Below are 23,146 nucleotides of genomic sequence, written 5' to 3' on the forward strand. Positions count from 1 at the left end.
CTGGTCATCGGGACCCCGGATGTCATCCGATCCGACAACCCGATCCGACAAACGCATCAGCCCTGTTCGCTGGCGCTGCTGCTGTCCCCGCTGCTGTCGCTGTCGCCCGCATTCGCGCCCCTCGGGAACGTCACCTCCACGCGGCGGTTCTTCCTGCGGCCCTCCTCGGAGGTGTTGTCGGCGATGGGGTAGTCCTCGCTGTAGCCGCGCACCTCGAAGGTGACGTCCTGGGAGCCGCCGAGCGCGCTCGCGAGTTGGTCGTGGACCGCTTCCGCGCGCTTCTTCGAGAGGGTCAGGCCGTGCGCGTACGAGCCGAGGTTGTCCGTGAACCCGAACACCCTGACTGTCGTCGCCTTCTGCGCCTTGATCTCGTCCGCGATCGCCTGGATGCGCGAACGCGCGTCCGGGTTCAGCGTGGAGCTGTCCTTCGGGAAGAGGACCTCTGCCTGGAGGGCGAACGTCACGTCCGAGTTGGTGTCCTCGCGGCGTTCCTCACCGCCGAGGTCCTCCACTACCGACTTGATGTCCAGCACCTTGGCCGGCGCGAGCGTCGCCCCGTCCGCAAGCTTCAGGCCCGGGCTGTTGGCGTCCACCTCGGGGGGTGGAGAGGTCGTGACGCTGCCCGGGGGCGCGCTCGGGTCGTCGTCCGCGTACGCCGGGGCGCCGAGGGTCAGCGTGGCCAATACGGCGAGTGCTGTGAGGGTGGTCGCGGTGGCGCGGCGGGGGGCGGAGCGGGTGAGGGGCATGGTTACTCGCCCTCGGTGAGTTCGATGGAGGCGGGGGGCATGGAGCCGACCTGGAAGTCGACCTTTGTGGTGCCTTCAGGGGGAGCGGGGAATTGGGCGAACCAGTCGGTCGTCTCACCAGGCTGAACACCTCCCGTGAACCGGGTGCACAGGCAGCGCCCCTCTGTGTCGCGAAGGACGAGGTACTTCTTCTTTCCCGCCTGGTCGATCAGGCTCGCTCCGGCAATTGATCCACCGTTCTTGGCCAGTTCACGCTCGTCGCCCATCCAGTCAGCAGCCACCCATGACTTACCGCCGCCGTTCGTCACCGTCCCCTTGACCGTGACAAACCCCCCCTGGTCACGGGCGGCAGAGGTGACCTTGAGACTCAGGTCCCCACCTTTCACTTCGGCCAGCGCCTGTTCTGGGGTAGCCGACTCCGACCCCTTGTCCTTATTGTCGCCGTTGCTTTGGCTCGCCGGGGTCGACGAGGACGCGCCCTTGTCCGACTTGTTGTCGTCTCCCCCGCCGCAGCCGGCCACCGTGAGGAGCAACCCAGTCGTGATAGCCACGGCGGACAGTGCCCTGCGGGCCTTCATGGTGCGCCGGAGATCCATCGGTACGGCTTCCTCTCACTCGGCCAGATGCACAGAGAACAGCACGGACGCGTCAGGAAGGTCGTCCGGATTGAAGTCTTCGGGGTCAATGTTCACGGTCTCGCCGTCGCAATTCAGCTCGACTGGCTTCTTCGGGTCCGCGTCCAAATCGAAATCGCAGCGTGGCTGGATGACGGCGATGGCATGGGCTCTGGCCTGCATGCCCTCCGTGCCAGGGATGATCGAGTCGCCAACGGTGTAGTTGGTCTGGATGTCGGCCTGGTATCCGGGGTAGCCGTTCCACACGCCTGGCTGCACGCTCTGAAGAGTCGAGTCGTTCTGGGCCGCCAATTGCATGGCCGCAGCGGTCGTCCCCGCACCCGCAGGGTCCGCTTCGCCGTCGAGCCAGTCCAACCAGTTGTCGTCCTGGCCGATGGCGCCGCTCAGCTGGTCCATCAGCTCGTCCCGGGCGTCCTGCGCCGCCGCCAACGCAGCAGCGTCCGCCGCAGATTGAGCTCCATTGCGGGCGGACGCTGCTTGAGCGAATGCGAAAAAGGCGAACGCAGCGAAGAGCAGAATCCCCGTCAGCCAGATGTAGATGGGGAGAGTCTGTCCTCGGTCGCCGAAATGGCCTAGCCCTGTCAGCCTCCGATGACGCTGGTCACGGCATCCAGGATCGCGCCTGAAATCAACCCGTCCAACCCCAACCCGTCGATCAACGTGAAGATCCCCGCAATGATGATCATCAAGCCCGCATACTCCACGAACCCGGCCCCCGCGTCGCGACCCCGGCCCCGCATCCGGGAGACCACGGTTCGCCTCCACCCGCGGAGCGTGTGCTTCGTCCTCGTCACCATGGCCTCTGCCCTCCCAGCCGATACGGCTACCAACCCGAGCACCGTACGTGAGAACACGCCTACTCCGGGTGGGCCCAGGGGCCCAACTTCCCGGCTGTGGAGGCGAGGGCGGAGTCATCGGCTCCACCCCCCGCGCGCCGTGCCCAGCCAGTGGGCGATGGCTTCGCTGCGTGAGGAACTGTGCAGCTTTGCGAAGATGCGGTTGATGTGGTTCTTGACGGTCTTCTCGCTGATGAAGCAGGCGGCGGCGATCTGTTGGTTGTTCATGCCGGATGCGATGAGATCCATGACCTCCACCTCCCGTGAACTCAGGCCGAAGTCCGGCTGGTTGGGGGTGCGGCGATGAACTGCCGCCGCGTGTGCGAGTCGAGCCTTTGACGACTGTGCCACAACTGGTTGCAGATGCGAAGAGGTTTTGTTCGGTTCGTGCGAAACGCTGAGCGAAGATGAGACAGAGGCGGCGGACCCGACAGGCACGACCGGTACGACCGGTACGACCGGTACGACCGGCACAGCCGGCACCACAGACCCGGCGATGGGCTTGCCCTTCCTCATGTTCCTTACTGCGCTGATCAGTTCAGGGGCCGTGAACTCGCCGTGGATCAGGTAGCCCGACGCGCCTCGGCGCAGGGCCTCGGCCACCACCTCGGGTTCTCGGCTGTACGTCAGCATCATGACCGGTGCCAGGCGGGCCAGTTCGGGGAGGGCGGTGAGGCCGTCGGTGCCGGGCATGCGGACGTCCAGGAGGACTACGTCGGGGCGCAGGTGAGCGGCCGAGGAGAGGGCCTTCTCGCCGTCCGGTTCGGCCGCGACGACCTCGATGTCGGGGTGGGCGTTCAGCAGGGCGGTGAGTCCGGCCCGTACGACGGGGTTGTCGTCGGCGACGAGCACGCGCAAGGGCGGGCCGGAGAGAAGGTGCTGGTCAGGCATGGGCGGCCTCCTCTTGGGAAGCGTGGGGAGCAGAAGGGGAGGGGAGCGGGAGGTGTACGGACACCTCGGTGCCTCCAGGGGTCGGGCGGCCCAGGTTGAGCGTGCCGCCCAGGCTCGCGGCGCGTTCCGCCATGCCCTGCAGTCCGAAGTGGCCGGTTCTGGTCAGGTCGTCGAGGGCGAGGCCGGGTGGGAGACCGGTTCCGTCGTCCCGTACGTGGAGGTCGAGTCCGGCGGTGGAGAAGCCGAGTTCGACCTCCACTCGGGTCGCCCGGGCGTGGCGGTGGGTGTTTTCCAGGGCCTCGGAGACGATCGCCAGGACGTGGTGTGTGGTGGTGCACGGGAGGGGTGGGGCGCCCAGAGGGGGGTCGTACGTCGTCCTGATGCCCGTGCGCGTGCTGAACTCCGCGATGCGGGCGGTGAGTTCCGCCGTCAGGCCTCCCGGGGGTGCTGTCAGGTCCGTGTGGTGGCGTAGGTCCGAGAGCAGGTCGCGGGATTCCGCCGCCGCCCGGCGGGCCGCGCCCGCCACCACCGTCGCCTGGCGCTTGAGGGTGCCCGGGTCGGCACCGTCGGCCGAGGCCGCGAGAGCCTCTGCCGCCAGGGCCAGGCCGTGCAGCGTCTTCGCGACCGAGTCGTGCATCTCGCGGGCCAGGCGCGCCCGTTCGGACTCGACGGCCTCGGCGACCGCGAGACGGGAGTTCGCCTCGGAGAGCGCCTGGCTCGCCGTCCCGAAGCGGAACATCAGGTTGCGGAGGGTCACGCCGATGATGCCGGCGGCGATGCAGAATCCCGCGATGAGGAGAGTGTTCGCGCCTGAGCCCGGACGGTGTTCCCAGGCCCGGTAGACCGTCAGCAGGACCACCAGTTGCAGTCCGGTGAAGACTCCCGAGCCTCGCCAGCCGTAGAGGAGGCCCGCGAGGAGCGGGGTGCAGACCGTCGCGTAGGCGAGTGGGGACGCCGGGGACGCGGTGAGGAGGAGTATCGCGCCGAAGCCGAGGTCTGCTGCGAGGAGGGTGGGGTGGGCGAGGAGGCGGGGGGCCAGGCGGTCCCAGTCTCTGAGCATGGCGTAGGAGCCCATGATGCCCAGGACTGCGGCGGAGAGGACGCCGTAGCGGGGAAGACCGTCCGTCGCGTTCGTCATGGCGAAGGGGGCGCCTACGGCTATTGCTGCCAGTCGTACGGCGAATGCCTGCCGGCACAGGGCCTGTAGGGCGTTGAGCTGGAGGCGGAGGCTTCCTGGGGCGGGGGCGTCGTCTGCCAGGTACCCGGCGTCGGGGGACCAACTTCCGATGGCGCCGTCTTCTGTGTCCAGCTCATCGGTGTCCCGGTCGCCGTCGGGGTGGGTTGCGCAGCCCGGCGCTATCGAGGTGCCGCTCTCCTGGGGACGAGCGCCGCCCCCAGCGTCACGATTGCCCGCAGTGGCGACGGTTCCCCACAGCTGCCACGCCCCGCTGCCCCTCATCAGCGGCCCAAAATCGAGCCGAAGTTCGTCCCCGAGCCCAGGAACATGCCCGTGGCGATCAGGATCATCGTGGCCGGGAGCATGAAGACGAGGGTGACCATGGTGGCCTTGGGGATGGTGCGGGCGGCGCGTCGGCGGGCGTTCTGGGCGTCGGTGCGGCGCATGTCGGTGGCCAGTTGGATCAGCGTCTCCGCGATGGGGGAACCCAGTTCCTCGCCCTGCTGGAGAGCCGAGACGAACTGCGCCACCTGCTCGGAGGAGTTGCGCTTGCGCAGTTCGTCGAAGGCCTGGCGGCGGCTTACGCCCATGTCCATCTGGCGGAGAGTGATCCGCAGTTCGTCGGCCCACGGGCCCTCGTACTTCTCCGCCACCCGGTCCAGTGCCTGGCGGAAGCCGAGACCCGCCGAGACGACGACCGCGAGGACGTCGAGGAAGTCGGGGAGGGTGCGGTCGATGACCTCCTTGCGCTCGCGGATGGCCTGCCAGATCAGGGCGTCGGCGGCGATCAGGCCGAAGATCAACGTCAGTGCAGAGAAGAGGAGTTGGCCGTTGGAGAGGAAGACGAGGGCGAGTACGACGCCGAAGATGCCGTAGACCGCACGGCGGGCGGCGTAGCGGTTGAGGGTCAGGCCGCCGGGGTTGCCCGCCATGTCGATGCGGCGGCGTTTGGCGTCGACCCGGCGGGGGCCCATCAGGCGCAGGACCAGGGGCGCGAAGCGCATGCCCAGGCGGTCGACGGCCGAGTCCGCCTTGGATACCCGGGTCGCGCCGACCTCCAGGGCGAGCGCGAGGTCGCCGGGCAGCTTGGCGTCGGCGCGGATCATCCGGATGCCGAGGAGGACGCCCGCGACGGACACGGCCATCGCGAGGGCGAGCAGCAGCGCGAACAACGTAACCCCAACTCCCCTCTCAGACTTCGATCTTGCCGAGTCGGCGGATGACGAAGAAGCCGACCGTGTAGAGGCCCAGCGAGATCAGGACCAGCGCCTGGCCGAGCGGGGAGCCGGTGACGCGGGCCAGCGCGCCCTCGTTCGAGGAGTTGATCAGGACGAGGGAGCCGAGGCCGAGGAGCGGCACGGTGAAGGCGGTCGCGTTGACCTCGGAGAGCATGGTGCGGATCTCACGACGTGTCTCCTTGCGGTCCTCAAGGGTCTGGGTGAGGTTGCGGAGGGAGCTGACCACCGATCCGCCTGCCTTGTTGGCGAGGACGAGGGTCGTGACGAGGACGATCAGCTCGCGGGACGGGAGGCGTTCGGCGAGTTCACCGAGGGCGTCGTCGATCGTGCGTCCCAGCGCCAACTGATCTGCCACGTGGGCCAGTTCCTCGCCCGCCGGCGCCTCGAGCTCCTCCGCCGCCATCGCCAGCGCCGTCCGCAGCGCGAGACCGGCGGCGGTGGCGTTGGCCAGCAGGCGTGCCACGTCCGGGAGTTGGTTGATGAAGGCCTCGATGCGTTTCTGGCGCTGCCAGTTGAGGAAGATGGCCGCGCTCCAAACGGCCACGAAGCCGGCGATCGGGCCGAAGAAGGGGGCGAGCGTCGCCGCCGCGATCAGCCAGAGCGCTACGACGACGGCGGTGACGTAGGTGAAGAACTCTCCCGCCGTGACGTCGAGTCCCGTCGCCGACAGGCGCAGGTGGATGGTGCGGCCGAGGCGGGTGCGGCGCAGCCGGCGGTCGATCGCGGCGAAGCGGCGGACGCGGCCGGCGGCCGTGCGCAGCGGGCCGCCGCCGGAGAGGCGGTCGACGAGGGCCTGGCGCTGGGCGCGCCCAGACGCGTACGTATGCACGCCCGCGACGGCCAGCGTGCCGCACAGGACGGTGGCGCCGAGCGCGAGGAGAGCCGGGTCGCTGTTCACGGCTCGCACCTCCTGAGGGTCTTCTCCGCGGCGGGCGTCATCCGATGGCCTGACTCGTATATGCGCGTCATCCGATGGCCTGCCTCGTGTTCAGTACGTCGATGGCTTCGGCGACGCCGAAGGCCTGGGGCAGCGGTTCGCCCGCGACGTACAGCTTCTCCGCGACCGGGCGGGGCAGCGGGAGGTGCTCGAAGTGGCCGTGGACGACGCGGTCGGCGCCGATGGGGCGGGGCACGAAGCGGGTGACGGTGGCTATGCGGAACTGTTCACGGCCGTGCGAGACGAGCAGGGCGATCTCGGCGATCTTGCGGGAGCCGTCCGCGTGGCGGGCGAGTTGGACGACGACGTCGACCGCCGAGTTGATCTGGTCCTTCAACGCCTCGAAGGGGATGTTGACTTCGGACATCGAGCCCAGGGTCTGCAGACGCATCAGCGCGTCCTCGGCCGAGTTGGAGTGGACGGTGGCGAGGGAGCCGTCGTGGCCGGTCGACATGGCCTGGAGCATGTCGAGGGTCTCGCCGCCGCGGACCTCGCCGACGATGATGCGGTCGGGGCGCATGCGCAGGGAGTTGCGGACCAGGTCGCGGATGGTGATCTGGCCCTTGCCCTCGACGTTCGCGGGGCGGGACTCCAGGCGGATGACGTGCTCCTGCTGGAGCTGGAGTTCGGCCGAGTCCTCGATGGTGATGATGCGTTCGTGGGTGGGGATCAGCCCGGAGAGGGCGTTGAGGAGGGTGGTCTTGCCCGATCCCGTTCCGCCGCTGACGATGACGTTGAAGCGGGCTCGGACGAAGGCCGCGAGCAGCATCAGCATCTGCTCGTCGAGCGAGCCGAGGGCGATGAGTTCGGGGAGTGTGTAGGCGCGCGGGAAGCGGCGGATCGTGAGGGTCGGGCCGGTGAGGGCGAGCGGCGGGATGATGACGTTCACGCGTTCGCCGGTGGGCAGGCGGGCGTCGACCATCGGGTTGGACTCGTCGACCCGCCTGTTGACGGTCGAGACGATGCGTTCGATGGTCTGCATGAGCTGCTCGTTCGAGGCGAAGCGCAACGGGAGTTGCTCGACTCGGCCCGCTCGCTCCACGAAGATCGAGTCCGGTCCGTTGACCATGATCTCGGTGATCGACGCGTCGGCGAGGAGCGGTTCGAGGACGCCGAGGCCGAGCGCCTCGTCGACGACTCTGCGGATCAGCTGGGAGCGCTCGGAGGAGGAGAGGACCGGACCCTCGCGGCTGATGATGTGGCCGAGGACGCGCTCCAGGCGGACCCGGCGCTCGGCTGCCGCCAGGCTCGACATCTCGGCGAGGTCGATCTCTTCGAGGAGCTTGGCCCGGTAGACGGCGACGAGGTGTCCGTCCTCGCGGGCCGGGCCCTTCTCGTCCGGGGCGGCGATACGGGAACGCAGGCTCATGTTCGTCAACTCCTCTCGTGTCAGCCGTCGTTGTCGTTGTCGTTGTCGTTGGGCATGGTGGCCGAGCGATTGATGTCGTAGCCGCCGCCGAACAGCGGGATCACCGACGGGACGTGGACGCTGACGGTCGCGGTGGTGGTGTCGCCGCCCTTCTCCACCTCGGGTGCCGGGTCCAGCCATCCGCTGACGGAAGCGACCGCGGCCGCTCCCCCGTCCCCGTCCTGCGAAGCCACCCGAGCCGCTGCCCGCGCCCCCGACCCCGCCTGGTTGATCCCGTATCCGATCAGCCCGAGCTGAATGGTCGCCATCCCGATGACGAGCAGGATGGGCAGGAACCCGGCGAACTCCAGCATGGACACGCCCCGGTCGTCCCGGTGGTCCCGGAGTCGCTTCAGCAGCCGCCTCATCCGTCGTCCCCCTCCCCCTCCAGCGCCGCGCCCGCCGACCCCTTGACGTGCCAGCCCACGTCGAACCCCGGGAAGAAGAGCGGTACGTCGACCTCGACGGTTGCTTTCATCACGGAGCCGTCGATACCGCAGGTGATCCCGGCGCCCTGCCAGGCCCCCGGCAGGTGCGCGCCACCCGCCTCCGCACAGGCTCCCTGGTAGGCGCCGGGTGTGACCGCGTTAGCCGCCGTACCCGCCCGCGCCGCCTCGTCCGCCGCGTTCCCGGCGAGGGAGTACGTGTAGCCGTACAGCACGCACTGCCACAGGATGGTCATGACGACGAGCAACAGCGGGAACATACCGGCGAATTCGAGGGTGACCGCGCCCCGGTCGCCGCCCTTGCGGCGCAGGGCGAGGGCGCCGCGGTCGGCGGAGGCCTTACGGCGTCGGCCGCCGCCTCCGCTCTCCGGAGCGACGACCAGCCCCAGCTCCCCGGCCAGCGCCCACAGCGCCTGCTTGACCGTGGAGCGGGCGTCGAGGTCCTGGAGGCGGCCCGCGTCGACGACGGAGTGGAGTTCCTTGAAGGCGGCGGGGACGGCGGCGCGGGCCACCTTGGTGCCGGTGACCTTCTCGACGAGGGCGGGCTGGATCTCCGTACCGCGCGAGTGGCGGTTGACGACGGTGAGCGTCTCCTCGGCCTTGCGGATCTGGAGTCGGTCCCACATGCGGACCATGCGTTTGGCGGCGCGGACGGCGATCACGTCGGGGGTGACGAGGAGCAGTGCCTGGTCGGCCATCTCGACGGCGGCGGCGGTCGCGGAGTTCATCTGGGAGCCGCAGTCGACGACCACGACGTCGTGGCGTGAGCGCAGGGCCGAGAGGATCTGCCGGGCCGCGCGGTCGGTGACCTCCTCGCCGCGCTCGCCCTCGGCGGGGGCCAGCAGCAGGGCGACGCCGCTGTCGTGGGCGTAGACCGCGTCCTGGAGGACCCGCGGGTTGATGTCGGCGATGCCGGCGAGGTCGGCTATGGACCTGCGGAACTGGACGTCCAGGTACGACGCGATGTCCCCGGACTGGAGGTCGAGGTCGATCAGGGCGACCGTACGGCCGGACGCCTGGGCGGCGAGGGCGAGTTGGACGGCGGTGACGGTCGCGCCGACGCCGCCCTTGGCCCCGGTGACGGTGACGACGGTGCCGCCGGGGCCGGTGTACAGCTCGGGGGTGCCGCTGCCGAGGTGGCGGCGCATGCCGAGGGACCAGGCGGCGGCGGCCTGGACGCGTTCGGCGAGGGCGTCGTAGCCCAGCGGCAGGCCGATGATGCCGCGGGCGCCGGAGTCCATCGCGGCGGTGAGCACGCCGGTGCTGGCGTCGGCGGTGATGAGGACGACGCCGACGGCCGGGAAGCGCATCACCACGTCGCGCACGACGTCGAGCGCCGGCACGGGGCCGATCCGCTCGTGGACGAGGACCACCTCGGGCAGTTCGTCGAGGGATTCCGCGGCGAGGCGGGCGAGGGTGTCGAGCAGGGCGGTCGAGTCGGGGACGGGCGGGGCGGGTTCGGCGTCGGCCAGCTGGCTCAGCAGGGTGGTGAGGGCGCGGGCCGAGTCGATGTCGCCGACGGCGGGGAGGATGCGGATGGTCATCGGCGCGACCCGGTACGGCGGGTCATGAGCGAGCTCAGCGTCGGGCACCAGGACCCGGGCGCGGGAAGTCGATGGGACCTACGACGGATCACAGCGAGTCGATGGAACCTGCGACGGGTCCCAGCGGGAGCGGTCGGCATGCGCGGCCTCCTACTTGTCCTCGTCGAGGGTGTACGTGCGGTCGCCGGGCGGGACGGTCGTGCTGGAGCCGCCCGCGACCAGGGCGAGCCGGACGTGTTCGGCGAACGACTCTGCGTACGCGACGCGTTGGGCGTCCGCGGTGTCGAGCGCGAAGGTGATCGGGACGGCCTCGCTCGCGTTGCGGCGCCGGTCGTTGCTGGACTGGCCGGGGTCGAGGGCGGTCAGCTTGCCGACGTCGATGACGCGGGCGTTCTCGACGATGACCTTGGACTGGTCCCTGCCCTTGTCGTTCTCGGCCTTGAAGGTGGCGTAGATGTTGACCCGCGAGCCCGGGTTGATCTTGCCCGCGACGCCGGTGGCCGCGTCGATCATGATGGCGATCTCCTGCTGGCCCGCCGTGAGTTCGGGCCGGTTCACGATCATGTCGGTCTGCAGCAGGGAGCCCTTCTGGAGCTGCGTCACCGCGATCTTGCCGCGGATTTGCGAGAGGCTGGTGACGGCCGTGGACGACAGCCAGCGCTCGGGCATCGAGACCTTCTCGAACTGGTCGGCCGTCAGCTCCTTGTAGGGCGCGATGTCGCTCTTCAGGCGGTACGCCGCCACCTCCGGGCCGACCTTGGAGTTCACGTCACGGATCACCGAGAGCACTCCGGCGAACGCGCCGATGGCGGCGAGGGCCGAGAGGACCAGCAGGATGACGCCGCGGCGCTGGCGTGAGTTCATGACCTGGACAACCTCGATCGAAGGCGGGGGACAGCGGGGTCGAGCGGTCGTGCCCGATATGCGGTTGTGCGTGCGTGACTTACGTGGCGCCCGGGGGCAGTGCGCGTACAGAGGTACCTGCCCGTACGGCGGCGGCCGGAAGCTCCGGTGGTGGTGGCAGCGGTGCCGCGCAGAACCCGCAGCGGTCACCGATGAGTTCGAGACCGCACCAGTGGCACTCCTCACGTCGGACGGACGACACGAGCTGGTAGAGCACGGAGACGTCGTACAGTCCCGCGGCGAACTCGGCGAGCTTGCTCGTGCCCCACCAGCGCACGGACTCCTGGGGCAGCGGCACGGTGGCGACGCCCTGCACGTTCCAGTCGGGCGCGAGCGTGGCCGTGACCCAGTCGGAGGGCGGCTGACCGGCGGCGACGAGCATCCGGGTGCTGAACTCGGGACCCGTGAGCTCTTCCTGGCCCAGGCGCACGAGCCTGGGACGCGGGTTGGCCAGTACGGCGAACTGGGCGCCCGGCACCCAGGACTTGGCGTGGGACTTCAGGGACACCGGCACCCGGTCGAGCTTGGCGACGGAGCCGAGCAGGGCGCCGGCGTAGATGTAGTGGGCGAGCAGCCGGGCGGCGGAGGCGAGCACGCCGGGGCTGAAGTCGCAGACGGACAGCTGTCTCAACTGCTGGGCGAGCAGGGCGAGTCCGAGGGGTGGCAGGTCGACGCCGAGCAGCGCGATGCGGTCGCTCTCCAGCACGGAGCGGACGGTGTGCAGCCGCCTGGTGATGTCACCGGGGACGGAGGCCGGGTAGAGGACGATCACGTACCCGTGCTGCTCGATGAGCGCGTGCATCCCGACGAGGGAGCTCTCCAGGGTGCCCTGCGGCTGGACGACGGCGGGCGGGGTCTGGCGGTCGTGCGGTGGCAGCACCAGGTCGGGACTGGTGACGGCTATCGCGGTCGGCACGCTGCACACACCCCGTTCGCTGCGGCGGGCCCTCCCCTGCGGCGGAGTGGTCGACCACCGCCTCAGATCGCCCCTGTGACGTCCTTCTGCATCGTCCTGCATCAGCACCATATCCACGGCATGGCCCGCTCAACACCGAATCCCCGAGATCAACTCACGGAAGGTGCGAGCTTGATCAACGCAGAGTGAGGCGAATATGCCGCAACTCGCCTGTCACCCAAAGGGGTTGAACTCTCCAGAGGTCTTGACAACCAGATTGGTCTGGACCAACTTGTACGTCCACGACGGTGGCCACCGTTCCACATCCCTCCCCTCCCCCATCCCACCCCTCACCGGAGGCCCCAGTGGACCGCGTACCAGGCATACCCCCACGCAGACGCACATGGGCGGGAGTCCTCGCCGCCGTGCTGGGGGCGTCCGCCCTCAGCCTCACCTCCCTGGCCGGCCAGGCCTCCGCCGCGGACGTCAACAACGCCAGGAACGGCGGCTACGAGTCGGGCCTGAGCAGCTGGACCTGCTCGGCGAGCAGCGGTGCGACCGTCTCCTCACCGGTGCACGGCGGCTCGGCCGCGCTGAAGGGCACGCCCGCCGGGCAGGACAACGCCAAGTGCACCCAGACGGTCGCGGTCAAGCCCAGCTCGACATACACGCTGAGCGCCTGGGTGCAGGGCGGGTACACCTACCTCGGCGCGACCGGCACCGGCACCACGGACGTGTCGACCTGGACCCCCGACTCCTCCTCCTGGAAGCAGCTGACGACCACCTTCACCACCGGCGCCTCGACCACGTCGGTGACGGTGTACACGCACGGCTGGTACGGCCAGGCCGCGTACTACGCCGACGACCTGTCCGTGTACGGCCCCGACGGCGGCGGTGGCGGCGACCCCGCGCCCACCGTCCCCGCGACACCGGCCGGGCTGGCGGTGGCCTCCACGACCTCGTCCTCCGCCTCCCTCTCCTGGAACACGGTGTCGGGCGCCACGGGCTACAACGTCTACCGCGACGGTACGAAGGTGACGGCGGTGACCGGCACCTCGGCCACGGTCACGGGCCTGTCCGCGTCGACGTCGTACTCGTTCCAGGTGACGGCGACCAACTCGGCCGGTGAGTCGGCGAAGTCGGCCGCGGTGACGGGCACGACGACCGCCTCCTCGGGCGGCGGCGGTGGCGGAGCCGTCCCGGCCCACGCCGTCACCGGCTACTGGCAGAACTTCAACAACGGCGCGACGGTCCAGAAGATCTCCGGCGTCCAGTCCCAGTACGACATCATCGCGGTCGCCTTCGCGGACGCGACCGGCACGCCCGGCGCGGTGACCTTCAACCTCGACTCGGCGGGCCTCGGCGGGTACACCGTCGACCAGTTCAAGGCGGACATCAAGGCCAAGCAGGCGGCAGGCAAGAAGGTCATCATCTCGATCGGCGGCCAGAACGGCACGGTGTCGGTCAGCGACTCGACGTCCGCGACGAACTTCGCCAACTCGGTCTACTCGCTCATGCAGACGTACGGCTTCGACGGCGTCGACATCGACCTGGAGAACGGCCTCAACGCGACGTACATGTCGCAGGCGCTGCGCTCCCTCTCCTCGAAGGCGGGCTCGTCGCTCGTCATCACCATGGCCCCGCAGACGATCGACATGCAGTCCACGTCGAACGGCTACTTCCAGACGGCCCTGAACATCAAGGACATCCTCACGGTCGTCAACATGCAGTACTACAACAGCGGTTCGATGCTGGGCTGCGACGGCAAGGTCTACAGCCAGGGGTCGGTGGACTTCCTGACGGCGCTGGCCTGCATCCAGCTGGAGGGCGGTCTCTCCCCGTCCCAGGTCGGCCTCGGCCTCCCCGCCTCGACGAGCGGCGCGGGCAGCGGCTATGTCTCCCCGACGATCGTGAACAACGCCCTGGACTGCCTCGCCAAGGGCACCAACTGCGGTTCCTTCAAGCCGTCGAAGACCTATCCGGCACTGCGCGGCGCGATGACCTGGTCGACGAACTGGGACGCGTCGGCGGGCAACGCGTGGTCCAACGCAGTGGGACCGCACGTGCACGCGCTTCCCTAGGGAACTCCGGAGAAATCCGGAGAACCCCGAGGCGATCCGCGGAGGGCTCAGAAGAAGTCCGCCCAGGGCTGATCCCAGATCTGCTTGACACACAGGACCAGGAACAGCACTCCCGCGAGTGCGAGCATCGCGTTGCTCAGCAACCCGTTGCGCCACTCGCGGGGTGTGCGGGAGGAGTTGAGGAGCCAGATCAGGGTCAGGGCGAGGAAAGGAAGGAACGCCGCGCCCAGGACGCCGTAGAGGATGATCAGGCGGAAGGGCTGGCCCTGGAAGAGGAGGACGATCGGCGGGAAGGTCAGCCACAGGAGGTACGCGCGAAACGGCCAGGAGCGCTCGCGCTCGCCGGAGGCGACGTCCGCCCCCGTCGACCGGTCCTGTGTGCGGTACCGCGCCACGAAGTCCGCGAACATCAGGCTCACGCCGTGCCAGACGCCGATCAACGACGTGAACGACGTGGCGAAGAATCCGATCAGGAAGAACTTCGCCGTCGCCGAGCCGTACTCGGCCTCCAGAATGTCGCTGAGCTGGATCAGGCCCTTGTCGCCGCTGGCGATGGCCACGTTCGCGGAGTGCAGCAGCTCCGCTCCGACGAAGAGCATGGCGACGACGAAGATGCCGGTGGTGGCGTACGCGACACGGTTGTCCAGGCGCATCACCTTCATCCAGCCGGTGTTGGTCCAGCCCTTCGCGTTGACCCAGTAGCCGTACGCGGCGAGCGTGATCGTCCCGCCGACGCCGCCGATCAGGCCGAGCGTGTTGAGGATCGAGTCCTTCTCGTCGGGCAGTACGGGGAGCAGTCCGGCGAAGGCGTCACCCAGGTTCGGGGTGACCCGGATCGCCAGGTAGACCGTCACCACGAACATGACGCCGACCATGACCGTCATGACCTTCTCGAAGACGGCGTACTTGTTGAACCAGACGAAGACCAGACCCACCAACCCGCAGACGATTCCCCACCACTTGAGGTCCATGACGTCGGGGAAGAGCGCCTGGAGGGGCAGCGCGCTCGACGACATCGCGGCCGCGCCGTAGACGAAGCCCCAGATCACGGCATAGACGACGAAGAAGTACGTCGTCCAGCGGCCGAGGCTCGTCCAGCCGTCGAAGAGGGTGCGGCCGGTGGACAGATGCCAGCGGCCGGCCGCCTCCGCGAGCGAGATCTTCACCAGGCAGCCGATCACCGCGGCCCAGAGCAGGGTGTACCCGAAGTTGCTGCCCGCGATGAGCGTGGCCACCAGGTCGCCGGCGCCCACGCCGGTCGCCGCGACGACGATCCCGGGTCCGATGTACTTCCAACTGGACTTGCGGGGGCGGGAGATGTCCTCCCCTGACGCCGTCTTCCCAGTGGTCTCCGTCATGTTGTTAAAGGAAGCGCAAAGCGGGCGGGGGCACAAGAGCGCGTGCGAGTGGCGGGAGGGGTGGGAGGGGATCGGCAACGGCCCCGTGAAACATTTCCGGGGGTCCACCGCATCAATGGAGTGAGGGCGGTACACGGGCGGGCACGACAGACACGGGGAAGCGTATGAGACCGGTTCGCGCAGACGGGTACGCGGAGTTCGCGACGGCGCGCGCGGGGCACCTCTACCGGTCCGCGTGTCTGCTCACCGGCGGAGACACCCATCTCGCCGAGGATCTGGTGCAGGAGACCCTCGGGCGGCTGTACGTCAGATGGAACCGGGTCACGCGGGTCGGCAATCCCGCCGGGTACGCGCAGACCGTCCTCACCCGTACGTTCCTCGCGCATCGACGGCGGCGCAGCAGCACGGAGCGCGCCACGGACGTGCTCCCGGACCTCGCCGGGGGCGCCGACGGTGACACACCCCTGCGGCTGACCCTGATCGAGGCTCTTGGCCAACTGCCCGTCAAGGACCGTGCGGTGGTCGTTCTGCGCTACTGGGAGGACCGCAGCATCGAGGAGACCGCCGAGGCGATGAACACCAGCTCGGCCGCGGTGCGGACACGGTGCGTCCGGGCGCTCGGCCGACTGCGGGCGCTGCTGGGCGAGGACCTCGGCGAGTACGCACGGCCCTGATCACGGCTGCGCCCCGCCCTTCGACATCGCGGCTTCTCAGCCTCTCAACCCCTGAAGCTCTCAGCCTCTGAAACTCTCGGAAACGGTGGTTTGCCATGCCCGAAGAACAGCACGACGACCCCTTCGAGGACCGGCTCGGTGCCGCTCTGCGCGAGGCGGGCGGCGCCTTCGACACCGACCGGGCCGCGCTCTCCGCCGCCGGCGAGAACCGGGGGCGCCGGCTCCGGCGGCAGCGTCGGGCCGTCGTGGGCGGTGCGGTGGCCGGGATCGCCCTCGTGGGCGTGGGTGGTGCGCTGCTCTCGCCCTGGGGTGACGCGTCCGGTCCGCACCGGGCCTCCGTGGCCTCGGAGACGACGGCCTCCACGACGAAGCCCACAGCGAAGCCCACGGCCAAGCCCGTCTCCGGCGAAGAACTGATCCGCACGCTCAAGGGCCTGCTCCCCAAGGGCAAGGTCAGCAAGGCGGAGGGGCGTGGCACCGACGAGTTCCTGTCGCCGTACGCGCATGTCGTGTACGACGACGGCAAGGGCGGCGGCGCGGTCGGCGTCAGCCTCGGCCGAGTCGAGCCGGGCAGCGATCAGGCCCGCCAGGCGACCCAGTGCCCGGACAAGGTGTTCACCCCCCACGACAGTTGCACCACCAGTCGACTGTCCGACGGCTCGGTGCTGATGCTCCTCAAGGGCTACGAGTATCCGGACCGGCGGGTGGACACCAAGTGGTGGAACGCCGAGCTGATCACCCCGGCGGGGCAGCACATCAGCGTGAGCGAGTGGAACGCCGAGGCCGAGAAGGACGCCCCGATCACGCGGCCCGAACCGCCGTTGTCCGCCGTCCAGTTGAAGTCCCTGATCACGGCCGGTGCGTGGCGTACCGCCGTCGACGCCATTCCTGAGGATCCGAAGAAGACGGGGACGGCCGGCACTCCGGGCACAGCCGAGGAGACCGCAGGCGCCCCGATCGGGCCGGTGCTCGCCGCGCTGCTGCCCAAGGGACTCAAGGTGGTCGGAAAGGGCGCCCCTGACAGCCAGTTCGCCTATGTCGTCGTCAACGACGGCAAGGGCAGGAGCCTCGTGCAGATCAATGTGCAGCCCGACATGTCGGACGTCGAGGGCGATCTCTTCGGCACCGGCGCCGAGACCCTCCCCGACGGCACGAAGGTCGCCACGCATCAGGGGCCGGGCGAGAAGGGCGGTTCCGGGGTCGTGATGTGGACCGTCGACACCATCCGCACCGACGGTATGCGCGTGGTGATCAGCGCCTTCAACTCCGGCACCCAGAACACCGCCGCGACCCGCAAGGCCCCCGCGCTGACGATGAAGCAGCTCAGGGAGATCGCCCTCAGCCCCAAGTGGCGGCAGAACCAGGGCTGATGCCGTACGAGTACGCAGGTACGGGCCCCGGGCGGCTGGGCGCGCCGCCCGGGGCCCGGGCTGTGGTTCCGGACGATGGACAAGTCGTCCGGAACTCGCGGGTCACGGCTGTCGCCGACCACAGCCGTTCGTCCCGCACGTGCCGAGCTCGAACCAGACGGTCTTGCCCGGCCCGTCCTGGTGGCAGCCCCAGCGCTGGGCAAGCGCATCCACCAGGAACATTCCTCGGCCGCTCTCCCGGTCCTCCGTGCTGTCGGTCTCGAACACCCGGGGGACGCGGCGACTGGAGTCGGCGACCTCGCACCGCAGGACACCGTGGGCCGCGGTGAGGGTGAGGCGGAAGCGGCTCGCCGTGTGCAGAAGGGCGTTGGTGACGAGCTCGCTGACGAGGAGTTCCGTCGCGTCGCACTGCTCCGACAGCCCCCATCCCTCCAATTGCCTGCGGACCTCCGCGCGGGCCTCGGCTGCCACGGAGGGACAGGGGTCGTACTCGACACTCAGATGGCCTGCCCCCATGGGTGGTTGGGGGAACGGGCAGTACTGAGGGTCGGGATCCGGGAAATACCCCCCGGAGAGTTCCAGCATGGTGCCAGGGTGGCCTCCCCGTACCCGCGCGCGCACGGGGAGGACTACCTGTTTCCGTACCCGAAACGGGGTGCGTATCCGGGTACGGGCGCGCCCGCTTCGGCGGTCACGCGTACTGGATACGGATCGCCGACCCCTCGCCCCGGTCGCGGATGTCCACGTACGCGCAGACCTGGCGGGTGAACCACAGGCCCTGGCCCGGTTCGATCTCCGCCGTGGCGGGCGGGACGAAGCCGGCCAGCGGGTCGTCGACGCGTGCCGCGGTGTGCAGTTCGCAGACGCAGGCGGGGGCCTCGCCCCAGAGCAGGGCACCGCCGGTGAGCGGGCCCGATACAGCCTCCGTGACGGCCGCCGCGAAGAGTCCCGCTTCGGCGGGGGCCAGACCGTGGGCCGTCGCCCAGGCGCGTACGGCCTCCGGGCCGGGGTTCTCCAGGACGTCCGCCCCGGGCGGGGGCGGGGGCAGCGGCATCGCGTCCAGCTCGTCGACGAGCCTGGCCGGGGTCTCGTACACCGGCGTGTCCGGGTGGGCTCGGCGGGCCGCGTCCACGATGGCCGGGCCCGCGGTGCGGGTGTCGTACGCGCACAGGGCGGTGGTCCTGAACGGGGCGAAGAGGAGGTTGGCGAGGGACTCGTAGCGGATCCACTCCGTGGTCTCGCGGGTCGATCGGCCCGCGCGGCCGGCCCAGTCGGGCTCCATGAGGAGGTGGATACGGCCGCCGGGGTGGGCGTGGGCGGCGAGGTAGCCGGCGCTCTGTGCCACGGCGTTGGCCGCGGAGCCCGTGTACCACTCGGTGTGCGGGATGAAGGTCATCCCCTTCGCCTCCGCGCCCAGGGCGTCTCGGAGAAGGTCGAGTTTGCCGGGGGCGGCGATGGTGGTGGGCGGGGGTTCCTGGGGCGCGGCGAGGCCCTCCGCGAGGAAGGGGAGTGCGGCGGCGATCCACTCGTCGTCCGAGCCGAAGACGACCATGCGGTGGTCGAAGCTGCCCTGGGGGGTACTCATGGGGGGTCCTTTCTCTTGGGGTTCTATTCGTCGGTGGGGGTGTGCGGGCCGGTGGTCGGTTGGGGGTTTCTTCGCCCCCTCCGCCCCTGCCCGTCCCGTTGCCCTGGGGGCTGCGCCCCCTTTCCCCTGCTTTCGCCCTGAACGGGCTCGTCCTCAAACTCCCCCACTCTCGGCTTCGCTCGAGCGGGGGGACCCCCACGACGGGCTGTCATCCCCTCCCGCACACCCACGCCACGATCTGGCTCCGGTTGTTGAAGCCGAGCTTGCTGAGGATGCGTTCGACGTGGCCCTCGGCCGTGCGGCGGGCGATGACCAGGCGGTCGGCGATCTGTTGGTTGGCGAGGCCTTCGGCCACGAGTGCGGCGACCTCGGACTCACGCCGGGTGAGCGGCGTACCGTGCGCCGGAGCCGCGGGCGCAGGCCGGGCCTTCGGCTCCTGCAGGACGTACGCGACGACATCGGCGAGCCCGAGCCCACTCCCCCGCCGGTACGCCCGCTCGAATTCCCGCCGCCCGACAACCTCACGCACCTGCACCTCACTGGTGCGGCGCGCGGAGTTGTAGGTGGTGGACCCGAACCGGTCGGGCGAGATGTCGGCCCACACACGGTCGGCGCCGCCGAGCAGCACGGCGGCGCGTTCGTGGGCGCCACGCGCGGCGGCGATCACCACGAGCAGGTCGAGGGTGAGCCCGATGCCGATGACGTCGTGGACGGCGAGTTTGCGGCGCAGCGCCTCGCGGGCGTGCGGTTCGGCGCGCCGCCACTCCTTCTTGACGGTGTAGGCGAGGGCGAGCACCCGTAGGAGGTACGAGCGCACCCACTCCTCGCCGTGCTCCGCGCAGACGCGCAGGGCGGTCTCGCAGACGGTGACGGCCCGGTCGGCCTGGCCCAGGAAGGCGAGTGCGCAGGCGAGTTCGACCTGGTCGAGGCCGACGATGCTGGGCAGCTTGCCGGGGACGGGGCCCTGGGCTACGGCCGTCTCGAAGTGCTCCAGCGCGCCCGGCAGATCGTCGGCGAACAGCCCCATCAGGCCCACCACGTGCTCGGCGTTGGCGGCCTCGGCCTCCTCGCCGAGACCGCGGGCGAGGTCACGGGCCTGCTCGGCGAGATGGCGGCCCCGGGTGAGGTCCTCGGGGCAGCCCGCGAGGAGCCCGGCGACCCACAGGGCGCGGGCACGCTCGCGGCTCGGCTCGGGGCCGGCGTCGAGCGCCCGGTCCAGCCAGTAGCGGCCCTCGCGGGGCGCCCCGCAGGCGTGCCAGTAGAACCACAGGGTCCCGGCGAGCCGCAGCCCGGCGCGTGCCTCGCCCGGCACGGTGAGGCTGAACTCCAGGGCGGCGCGCAGGTTGTCCTGGTCGGCGCGGAGCCGGGCGACGATCTCCCGCTGCCCGGGCCCGAACCAGGCCTGTTCGCAGGCGGCGGCCCGCTCCTGGAACCAGTCCCGCTGCCGCCGCCGGGCGGCGCCCTCCTCGCCGGACGCGCCGGACGCGCCGGACAACTGTCGTAGCCGGTCGAGTCCGTAATGCCGCAGGGTGTCCAGCAACCGGTACCGTACGCCGCCGTCCGCGGCCTCCCGGCAGAGCACCGACTTGTCCACCAGCCCGGCCACGGCTTCCAGGACGTCGTACGACCGGACCCGCTCACCGTCCGCGCAGACCGCCTCCGCCGTCTCCAGGTCGAAGCCGCCCGCGAGCACCGCGGCCCGGGCCCACACCAACTGCTCTTGTTCCGTGCAGAGTTCATGGCTCCAGTCGATGGCGGCCCGCAGGGTCTGGTGGCGCGGCAGGACGGCGAGGCTGCCCGTGGAAAGCAGCCGGTAGCGGTCGTCGAGGCGTTCGAGGAGCTGGTCGACACCGAGGACGCGCATGCGGACGGCGGCGAGTTCGATGGCGAGCGGGAGGCCGTCGAGCCGGTGGCAGAGGCGGGCCACGGAGGCGCGGTTGGCGGGGGTGAGTTCGAAGCCGGGGACGACCGCGGCGGCGCGGTCGGCGAAGAGGGCGAGCGCGGGATGGTTCGCCGCGTCGGACAGGTCGCCGTCGGGGTCGGGCACCGGCAGCGGGCGTACCTCCATCAGGTGCTCCTCGGTGAGGCCGAGGCGGTGGCGGCTGGTGGTGAGGACACGGACGCCGGTGGTGCCGTGCAGCAGGGCGCCGGCCAACTCGGCGCAGGCGGCCAGGAGATGCTCGCAGTTGTCGACGACGAGGAGGAGGCGACGGTCGCGGACCTGCTCGATCAGGGCGCGCAGGGGCGGCCGGTCGGAGTGGTCGTGCAGGCCGAGCGCGTCGGCGGCGGCGAGCGGGACGAGCGCGGGGTCGTGCAGCCCGGCCAGGTGCACGAAGTGCACGCCGTCGGGGAACGCGCGCTCGGCGCGGGCCGCGATGCGTCCGGCGAGGCGCGTCTTGCCGACGCCGCCGGGGCCGGTGAGAGTGACGAGGCGCGCCTTGGCCAACAGGCGTCGCCCTTCGGCCTGTTCGTCCCGCCGGTCGACGAAGCTGGTCGTCTCGACCGGCAGAGGGTGCGCCGACCGGGGGCGCTCCGGCAGGAGGTGATCCGGCGGGGGGCGCTCCGACCGGAGGCCTTCCCGCGGATGGCGTTCCTCGCGCCGGCGCTCGTCGTGCCCGCGCTCGTCGTGCCCGCGCTCGTCGTGCCCGCGCTCGTCATGCCCGCGCTCGTCATGCCGTTGCGCCGACCGGTCGTGTTCCCGTTCCGGCAGGTGTGGGTCCCTCGGTGGCGCTGATCCGCCCATGATCAGCCGTTCCTCTGGGTGTGTACCGGCTCCCCGCCGACCGGGTGGACGGCAGGGCCCGGGGAGCCGGAGTGCACGGCTCCTCTTGCGCGAACCCTCACTCTTCACGCTGCCGCGCCTCCGGCGCACCCGCGCATCACACCCATGGGTGCACTTTTCCCGGGAGGGCCACGGCCGACGGCCTCGCGCGTACACTGCCCGGCCGATTTTCGAACGGTTCTCGCCACCGGCTCTTTGTCGTCTATTGACCTGCGCATGCCATGCACTCACGATGAGCGCCACCACCCGCACCACGTACGTCGCACTGAACAACCCCCCAACTCCCACAAGGAGATTTCATGCGACTTCGTACCCGCGGCAGACGGACCGCCGCCCTGGCCGCCCTGCTGGCCGTCGCCCTCGCGGCACCCGTCTCCGCCACGGCGACGCACGCCACCGCCGACAGCGCCCGCAAGCCCGCGCCCTCGTCGGACGACATCCGCCAGTACGAGATCCACCAGAGCACCACCCCGGTGACCCGTACGGCCATCCAGCAGACCGGCGTGACGGTCGACGAGGCGGACGAGGAGACGGTCGTCGTCTCAGGCCGCGCGGCCCAGATCGAGAAGCTCCGCCGACTCGGCTACGACGTCTCGCTGTTGGGCTCGGCCCCCGACCGCTCGGCCGGCTCCGGCGACGTACGGCTCTACGACTTCCCGTCGGCCGACTCGAAGTACCACAACTACGCCGAGATGAACACGGAGATCGACCAGCGGCTGGCCGCGTACCCGAGCATCATGAGCAAGCGGGTGATCGGCAAGTCGTACCAGGGCAGGGACATCGTCGCCATCAAGGTCAGCGACAACGTCGCGACCGACGAGTCCGAGCCCGAGGTGCTGCTCACCTTCCATCAGCACGCGCGCGAGCACCTCACCGTCGAGATGGCGCTGTACCTGCTGCGTGAACTCGGCGCGGGCTACGGCTCCGACTCCCGGATCACCAACATGGTGAACAACCGCGAGATCTGGATCGTCCCGGACCTCAACCCGGACGGCGGCGAGTACGACATCGCGACCGGCTCGTACCGCTCGTGGCGCAAGAACCGCCAGCCCAACAGCGGCAGTTCGTACGTCGGCACCGACCTGAACCGCAACTGGAACTACAAGTGGGGCTGCTGCGGCGGCTCTTCGGGCTCCACGTCCTCCGAGACCTACCGCGGCGCGTCCGCCGAGTCGGCGCCCGAGGTGAAGGTGGTCTCCGACTTCGTGCGCGGCCGGGTCGTCGGCGGCAAGCAGCAGATCAAGGCCGGCATCGACTTCCACACGTACAGCGAACTGGTGCTGTGGCCCTTCGGCTACACCTACAACGACACCGCGACGGGCATGACGGCGGACGACGCCGCCGCGTTCAAGACCGTCGGCCAGAAGATGGCCGCCAGCAACGGCTACACGCCGGAGCAGTCCAGCGACCTGTACATCACCGACGGTTCGATCGACGACTATCTCTGGGGCACCCAGAAGATCTTCGACTACACCTTCGAGATGTACCCGACGTCCAGCTCCGGCGGCGGCTTCTACCCGCCCGACGAGGTCATCGAACGGGAGACCTCCCGCAACCGCGACGCCGTACTCCAACTCCTGGAGAACGCCGACTGCATGTACCGCTCCATCGGCAAGGAGTCGCAGTACTGCAGCTGAGCC

The 23,146-nt window shown here is 70.0% G+C and carries 21 protein-coding genes; 4 read left to right on the plus strand and 17 right to left on the minus strand.

Features of this window, described 5'->3' with window-relative positions; all coding sequences use genetic code 11:
• Window positions 1–56: 56 nt before the first annotated feature.
• The 13 genes from AB5J56_RS16815 to AB5J56_RS16875 form a co-directional block, all read right to left on the minus strand.
• Entirely contained in the window at window positions 57–746 is a 690-nt protein-coding gene (locus AB5J56_RS16815) for an OmpA family protein (protein WP_369233548.1), read from the minus strand.
• 2 nt (window positions 747–748) lie between these two features.
• On the minus strand, window positions 749–1,342 hold the full coding sequence (locus AB5J56_RS16820; protein ID WP_369233549.1) for a hypothetical protein: 594 nt from the start codon (window positions 1,340–1,342) through the stop codon (window positions 749–751).
• A gap of 15 nt (window positions 1,343–1,357) precedes the next feature.
• The gene (locus AB5J56_RS16825; RefSeq protein WP_369242587.1) at window positions 1,358–1,966 is read right to left on the minus strand and encodes a pilus assembly protein TadG-related protein; all 609 of its coding nucleotides are present in this window, start codon (window positions 1,964–1,966) and stop codon (window positions 1,358–1,360) included.
• On the minus strand, window positions 1,963–2,178 hold the full coding sequence (locus AB5J56_RS16830) for a hypothetical protein (RefSeq protein ID WP_369242589.1): 216 nt from the start codon (window positions 2,176–2,178) through the stop codon (window positions 1,963–1,965). The genes AB5J56_RS16825 and AB5J56_RS16830 overlap by 4 nt, the downstream gene beginning before the upstream one ends.
• 114 nt (window positions 2,179–2,292) lie before the next feature.
• Complete coding sequence (locus AB5J56_RS16835) at window positions 2,293–3,108, minus strand: response regulator (RefSeq protein WP_369233550.1); 816 nt, start codon at window positions 3,106–3,108, stop codon at window positions 2,293–2,295.
• Entirely contained in the window at window positions 3,101–4,417 is a 1,317-nt protein-coding gene (locus tag AB5J56_RS16840; protein WP_369242591.1) for a sensor histidine kinase, read from the minus strand. Before AB5J56_RS16840 ends, AB5J56_RS16835 begins: the two co-directional genes overlap by 8 nt.
• Window positions 4,418–4,566: 149 nt before the next feature.
• Window positions 4,567–5,457, minus strand: a complete 891-nt coding sequence (locus tag AB5J56_RS16845; protein WP_369233551.1) for a DUF5936 domain-containing protein — start codon at window positions 5,455–5,457, stop codon at window positions 4,567–4,569.
• A 19-nt stretch (window positions 5,458–5,476) separates the two neighbouring features.
• Complete coding sequence (locus AB5J56_RS16850) at window positions 5,477–6,421, minus strand: type II secretion system F family protein (protein ID WP_369233552.1); 945 nt, start codon at window positions 6,419–6,421, stop codon at window positions 5,477–5,479.
• Window positions 6,422–6,488: 67 nt separating this feature from the next.
• Window positions 6,489–7,829 carry a CpaF family protein gene (locus AB5J56_RS16855; RefSeq protein ID WP_369233553.1) on the minus strand — a complete coding sequence of 447 codons (1,341 nt, stop codon included), beginning with the start codon at window positions 7,827–7,829 and terminating at the stop codon, window positions 6,489–6,491.
• Between the two features lie 20 nt (window positions 7,830–7,849).
• A complete protein-coding gene (locus tag AB5J56_RS16860) occupies window positions 7,850–8,236 on the minus strand; it encodes a TadE/TadG family type IV pilus assembly protein (RefSeq protein WP_369233554.1) in 387 nt (128 codons plus the stop codon).
• Entirely contained in the window at window positions 8,233–9,858 is a 1,626-nt protein-coding gene (locus AB5J56_RS16865) for an AAA family ATPase (RefSeq protein ID WP_369233555.1), read from the minus strand. Before AB5J56_RS16865 ends, AB5J56_RS16860 begins: the two co-directional genes overlap by 4 nt.
• Before the next feature lie 150 nt (window positions 9,859–10,008).
• Entirely contained in the window at window positions 10,009–10,722 is a 714-nt protein-coding gene (gene cpaB / locus AB5J56_RS16870) for a Flp pilus assembly protein CpaB (RefSeq protein WP_369233556.1), read from the minus strand.
• 79 nt (window positions 10,723–10,801) lie between these two features.
• Entirely contained in the window at window positions 10,802–11,677 is an 876-nt protein-coding gene (locus tag AB5J56_RS16875; RefSeq protein ID WP_369233557.1) for a hypothetical protein, read from the minus strand.
• A 344-nt stretch (window positions 11,678–12,021) separates the two neighbouring features.
• On the opposite strand from AB5J56_RS16875, the gene AB5J56_RS16880 reads away from it, so the two are divergent.
• The gene (locus AB5J56_RS16880) at window positions 12,022–13,737 is read left to right on the plus strand and encodes a chitinase (protein ID WP_369233558.1); all 1,716 of its coding nucleotides are present in this window, start codon (window positions 12,022–12,024) and stop codon (window positions 13,735–13,737) included.
• A 47-nt stretch (window positions 13,738–13,784) separates the two neighbouring features.
• Here the strand turns inward: AB5J56_RS16880 and AB5J56_RS16885 are convergent, their stop codons facing one another.
• The gene (locus AB5J56_RS16885) at window positions 13,785–15,095 is read right to left on the minus strand and encodes an Nramp family divalent metal transporter (protein WP_369233559.1); all 1,311 of its coding nucleotides are present in this window, start codon (window positions 15,093–15,095) and stop codon (window positions 13,785–13,787) included.
• A gap of 164 nt (window positions 15,096–15,259) precedes the next feature.
• Here AB5J56_RS16885 and AB5J56_RS16890 point away from each other — a divergent pair, with 164 nt between their 5' ends.
• Both AB5J56_RS16890 and AB5J56_RS16895 read left to right on the plus strand, forming a co-directional pair.
• Window positions 15,260–15,769, plus strand: a complete 510-nt coding sequence (locus tag AB5J56_RS16890; protein ID WP_369233560.1) for a SigE family RNA polymerase sigma factor — start codon at window positions 15,260–15,262, stop codon at window positions 15,767–15,769.
• A 95-nt stretch (window positions 15,770–15,864) separates the two neighbouring features.
• Window positions 15,865–17,139 carry a hypothetical protein gene (locus AB5J56_RS16895; protein WP_369233561.1) on the plus strand — a complete coding sequence of 425 codons (1,275 nt, stop codon included), beginning with the start codon at window positions 15,865–15,867 and terminating at the stop codon, window positions 17,137–17,139.
• 102 nt (window positions 17,140–17,241) lie between these two features.
• Here AB5J56_RS16895 and AB5J56_RS16900 read toward each other — a convergent pair whose 3' ends face one another.
• From AB5J56_RS16900 to AB5J56_RS16910, 3 genes are all read right to left on the minus strand, one after another.
• On the minus strand, window positions 17,242–17,655 hold the full coding sequence (locus AB5J56_RS16900) for an ATP-binding protein (protein ID WP_369242593.1): 414 nt from the start codon (window positions 17,653–17,655) through the stop codon (window positions 17,242–17,244).
• Window positions 17,656–17,830: 175 nt separating this feature from the next.
• Window positions 17,831–18,724, minus strand: coding sequence for an anti-sigma factor RsbA family regulatory protein (locus tag AB5J56_RS16905; protein WP_369233562.1), 894 nt, complete (start codon window positions 18,722–18,724; stop codon window positions 17,831–17,833).
• 208 nt (window positions 18,725–18,932) lie between these two features.
• A complete protein-coding gene (locus AB5J56_RS16910) occupies window positions 18,933–21,467 on the minus strand; it encodes a LuxR C-terminal-related transcriptional regulator (RefSeq protein WP_369233563.1) in 2,535 nt (844 codons plus the stop codon).
• Window positions 21,468–21,805: 338 nt separating this feature from the next.
• On the opposite strand from AB5J56_RS16910, the gene AB5J56_RS16915 reads away from it, so the two are divergent.
• On the plus strand, window positions 21,806–23,143 hold the full coding sequence (locus AB5J56_RS16915) for a M14 family metallopeptidase (protein WP_369233564.1): 1,338 nt from the start codon (window positions 21,806–21,808) through the stop codon (window positions 23,141–23,143).
• Window positions 23,144–23,146: the final 3 nt, after the last annotated feature.

The organism is Streptomyces sp. R21, assembly GCF_041051975.1.
Classification (GTDB): Bacteria; Actinomycetota; Actinomycetes; order Streptomycetales; family Streptomycetaceae; genus Streptomyces.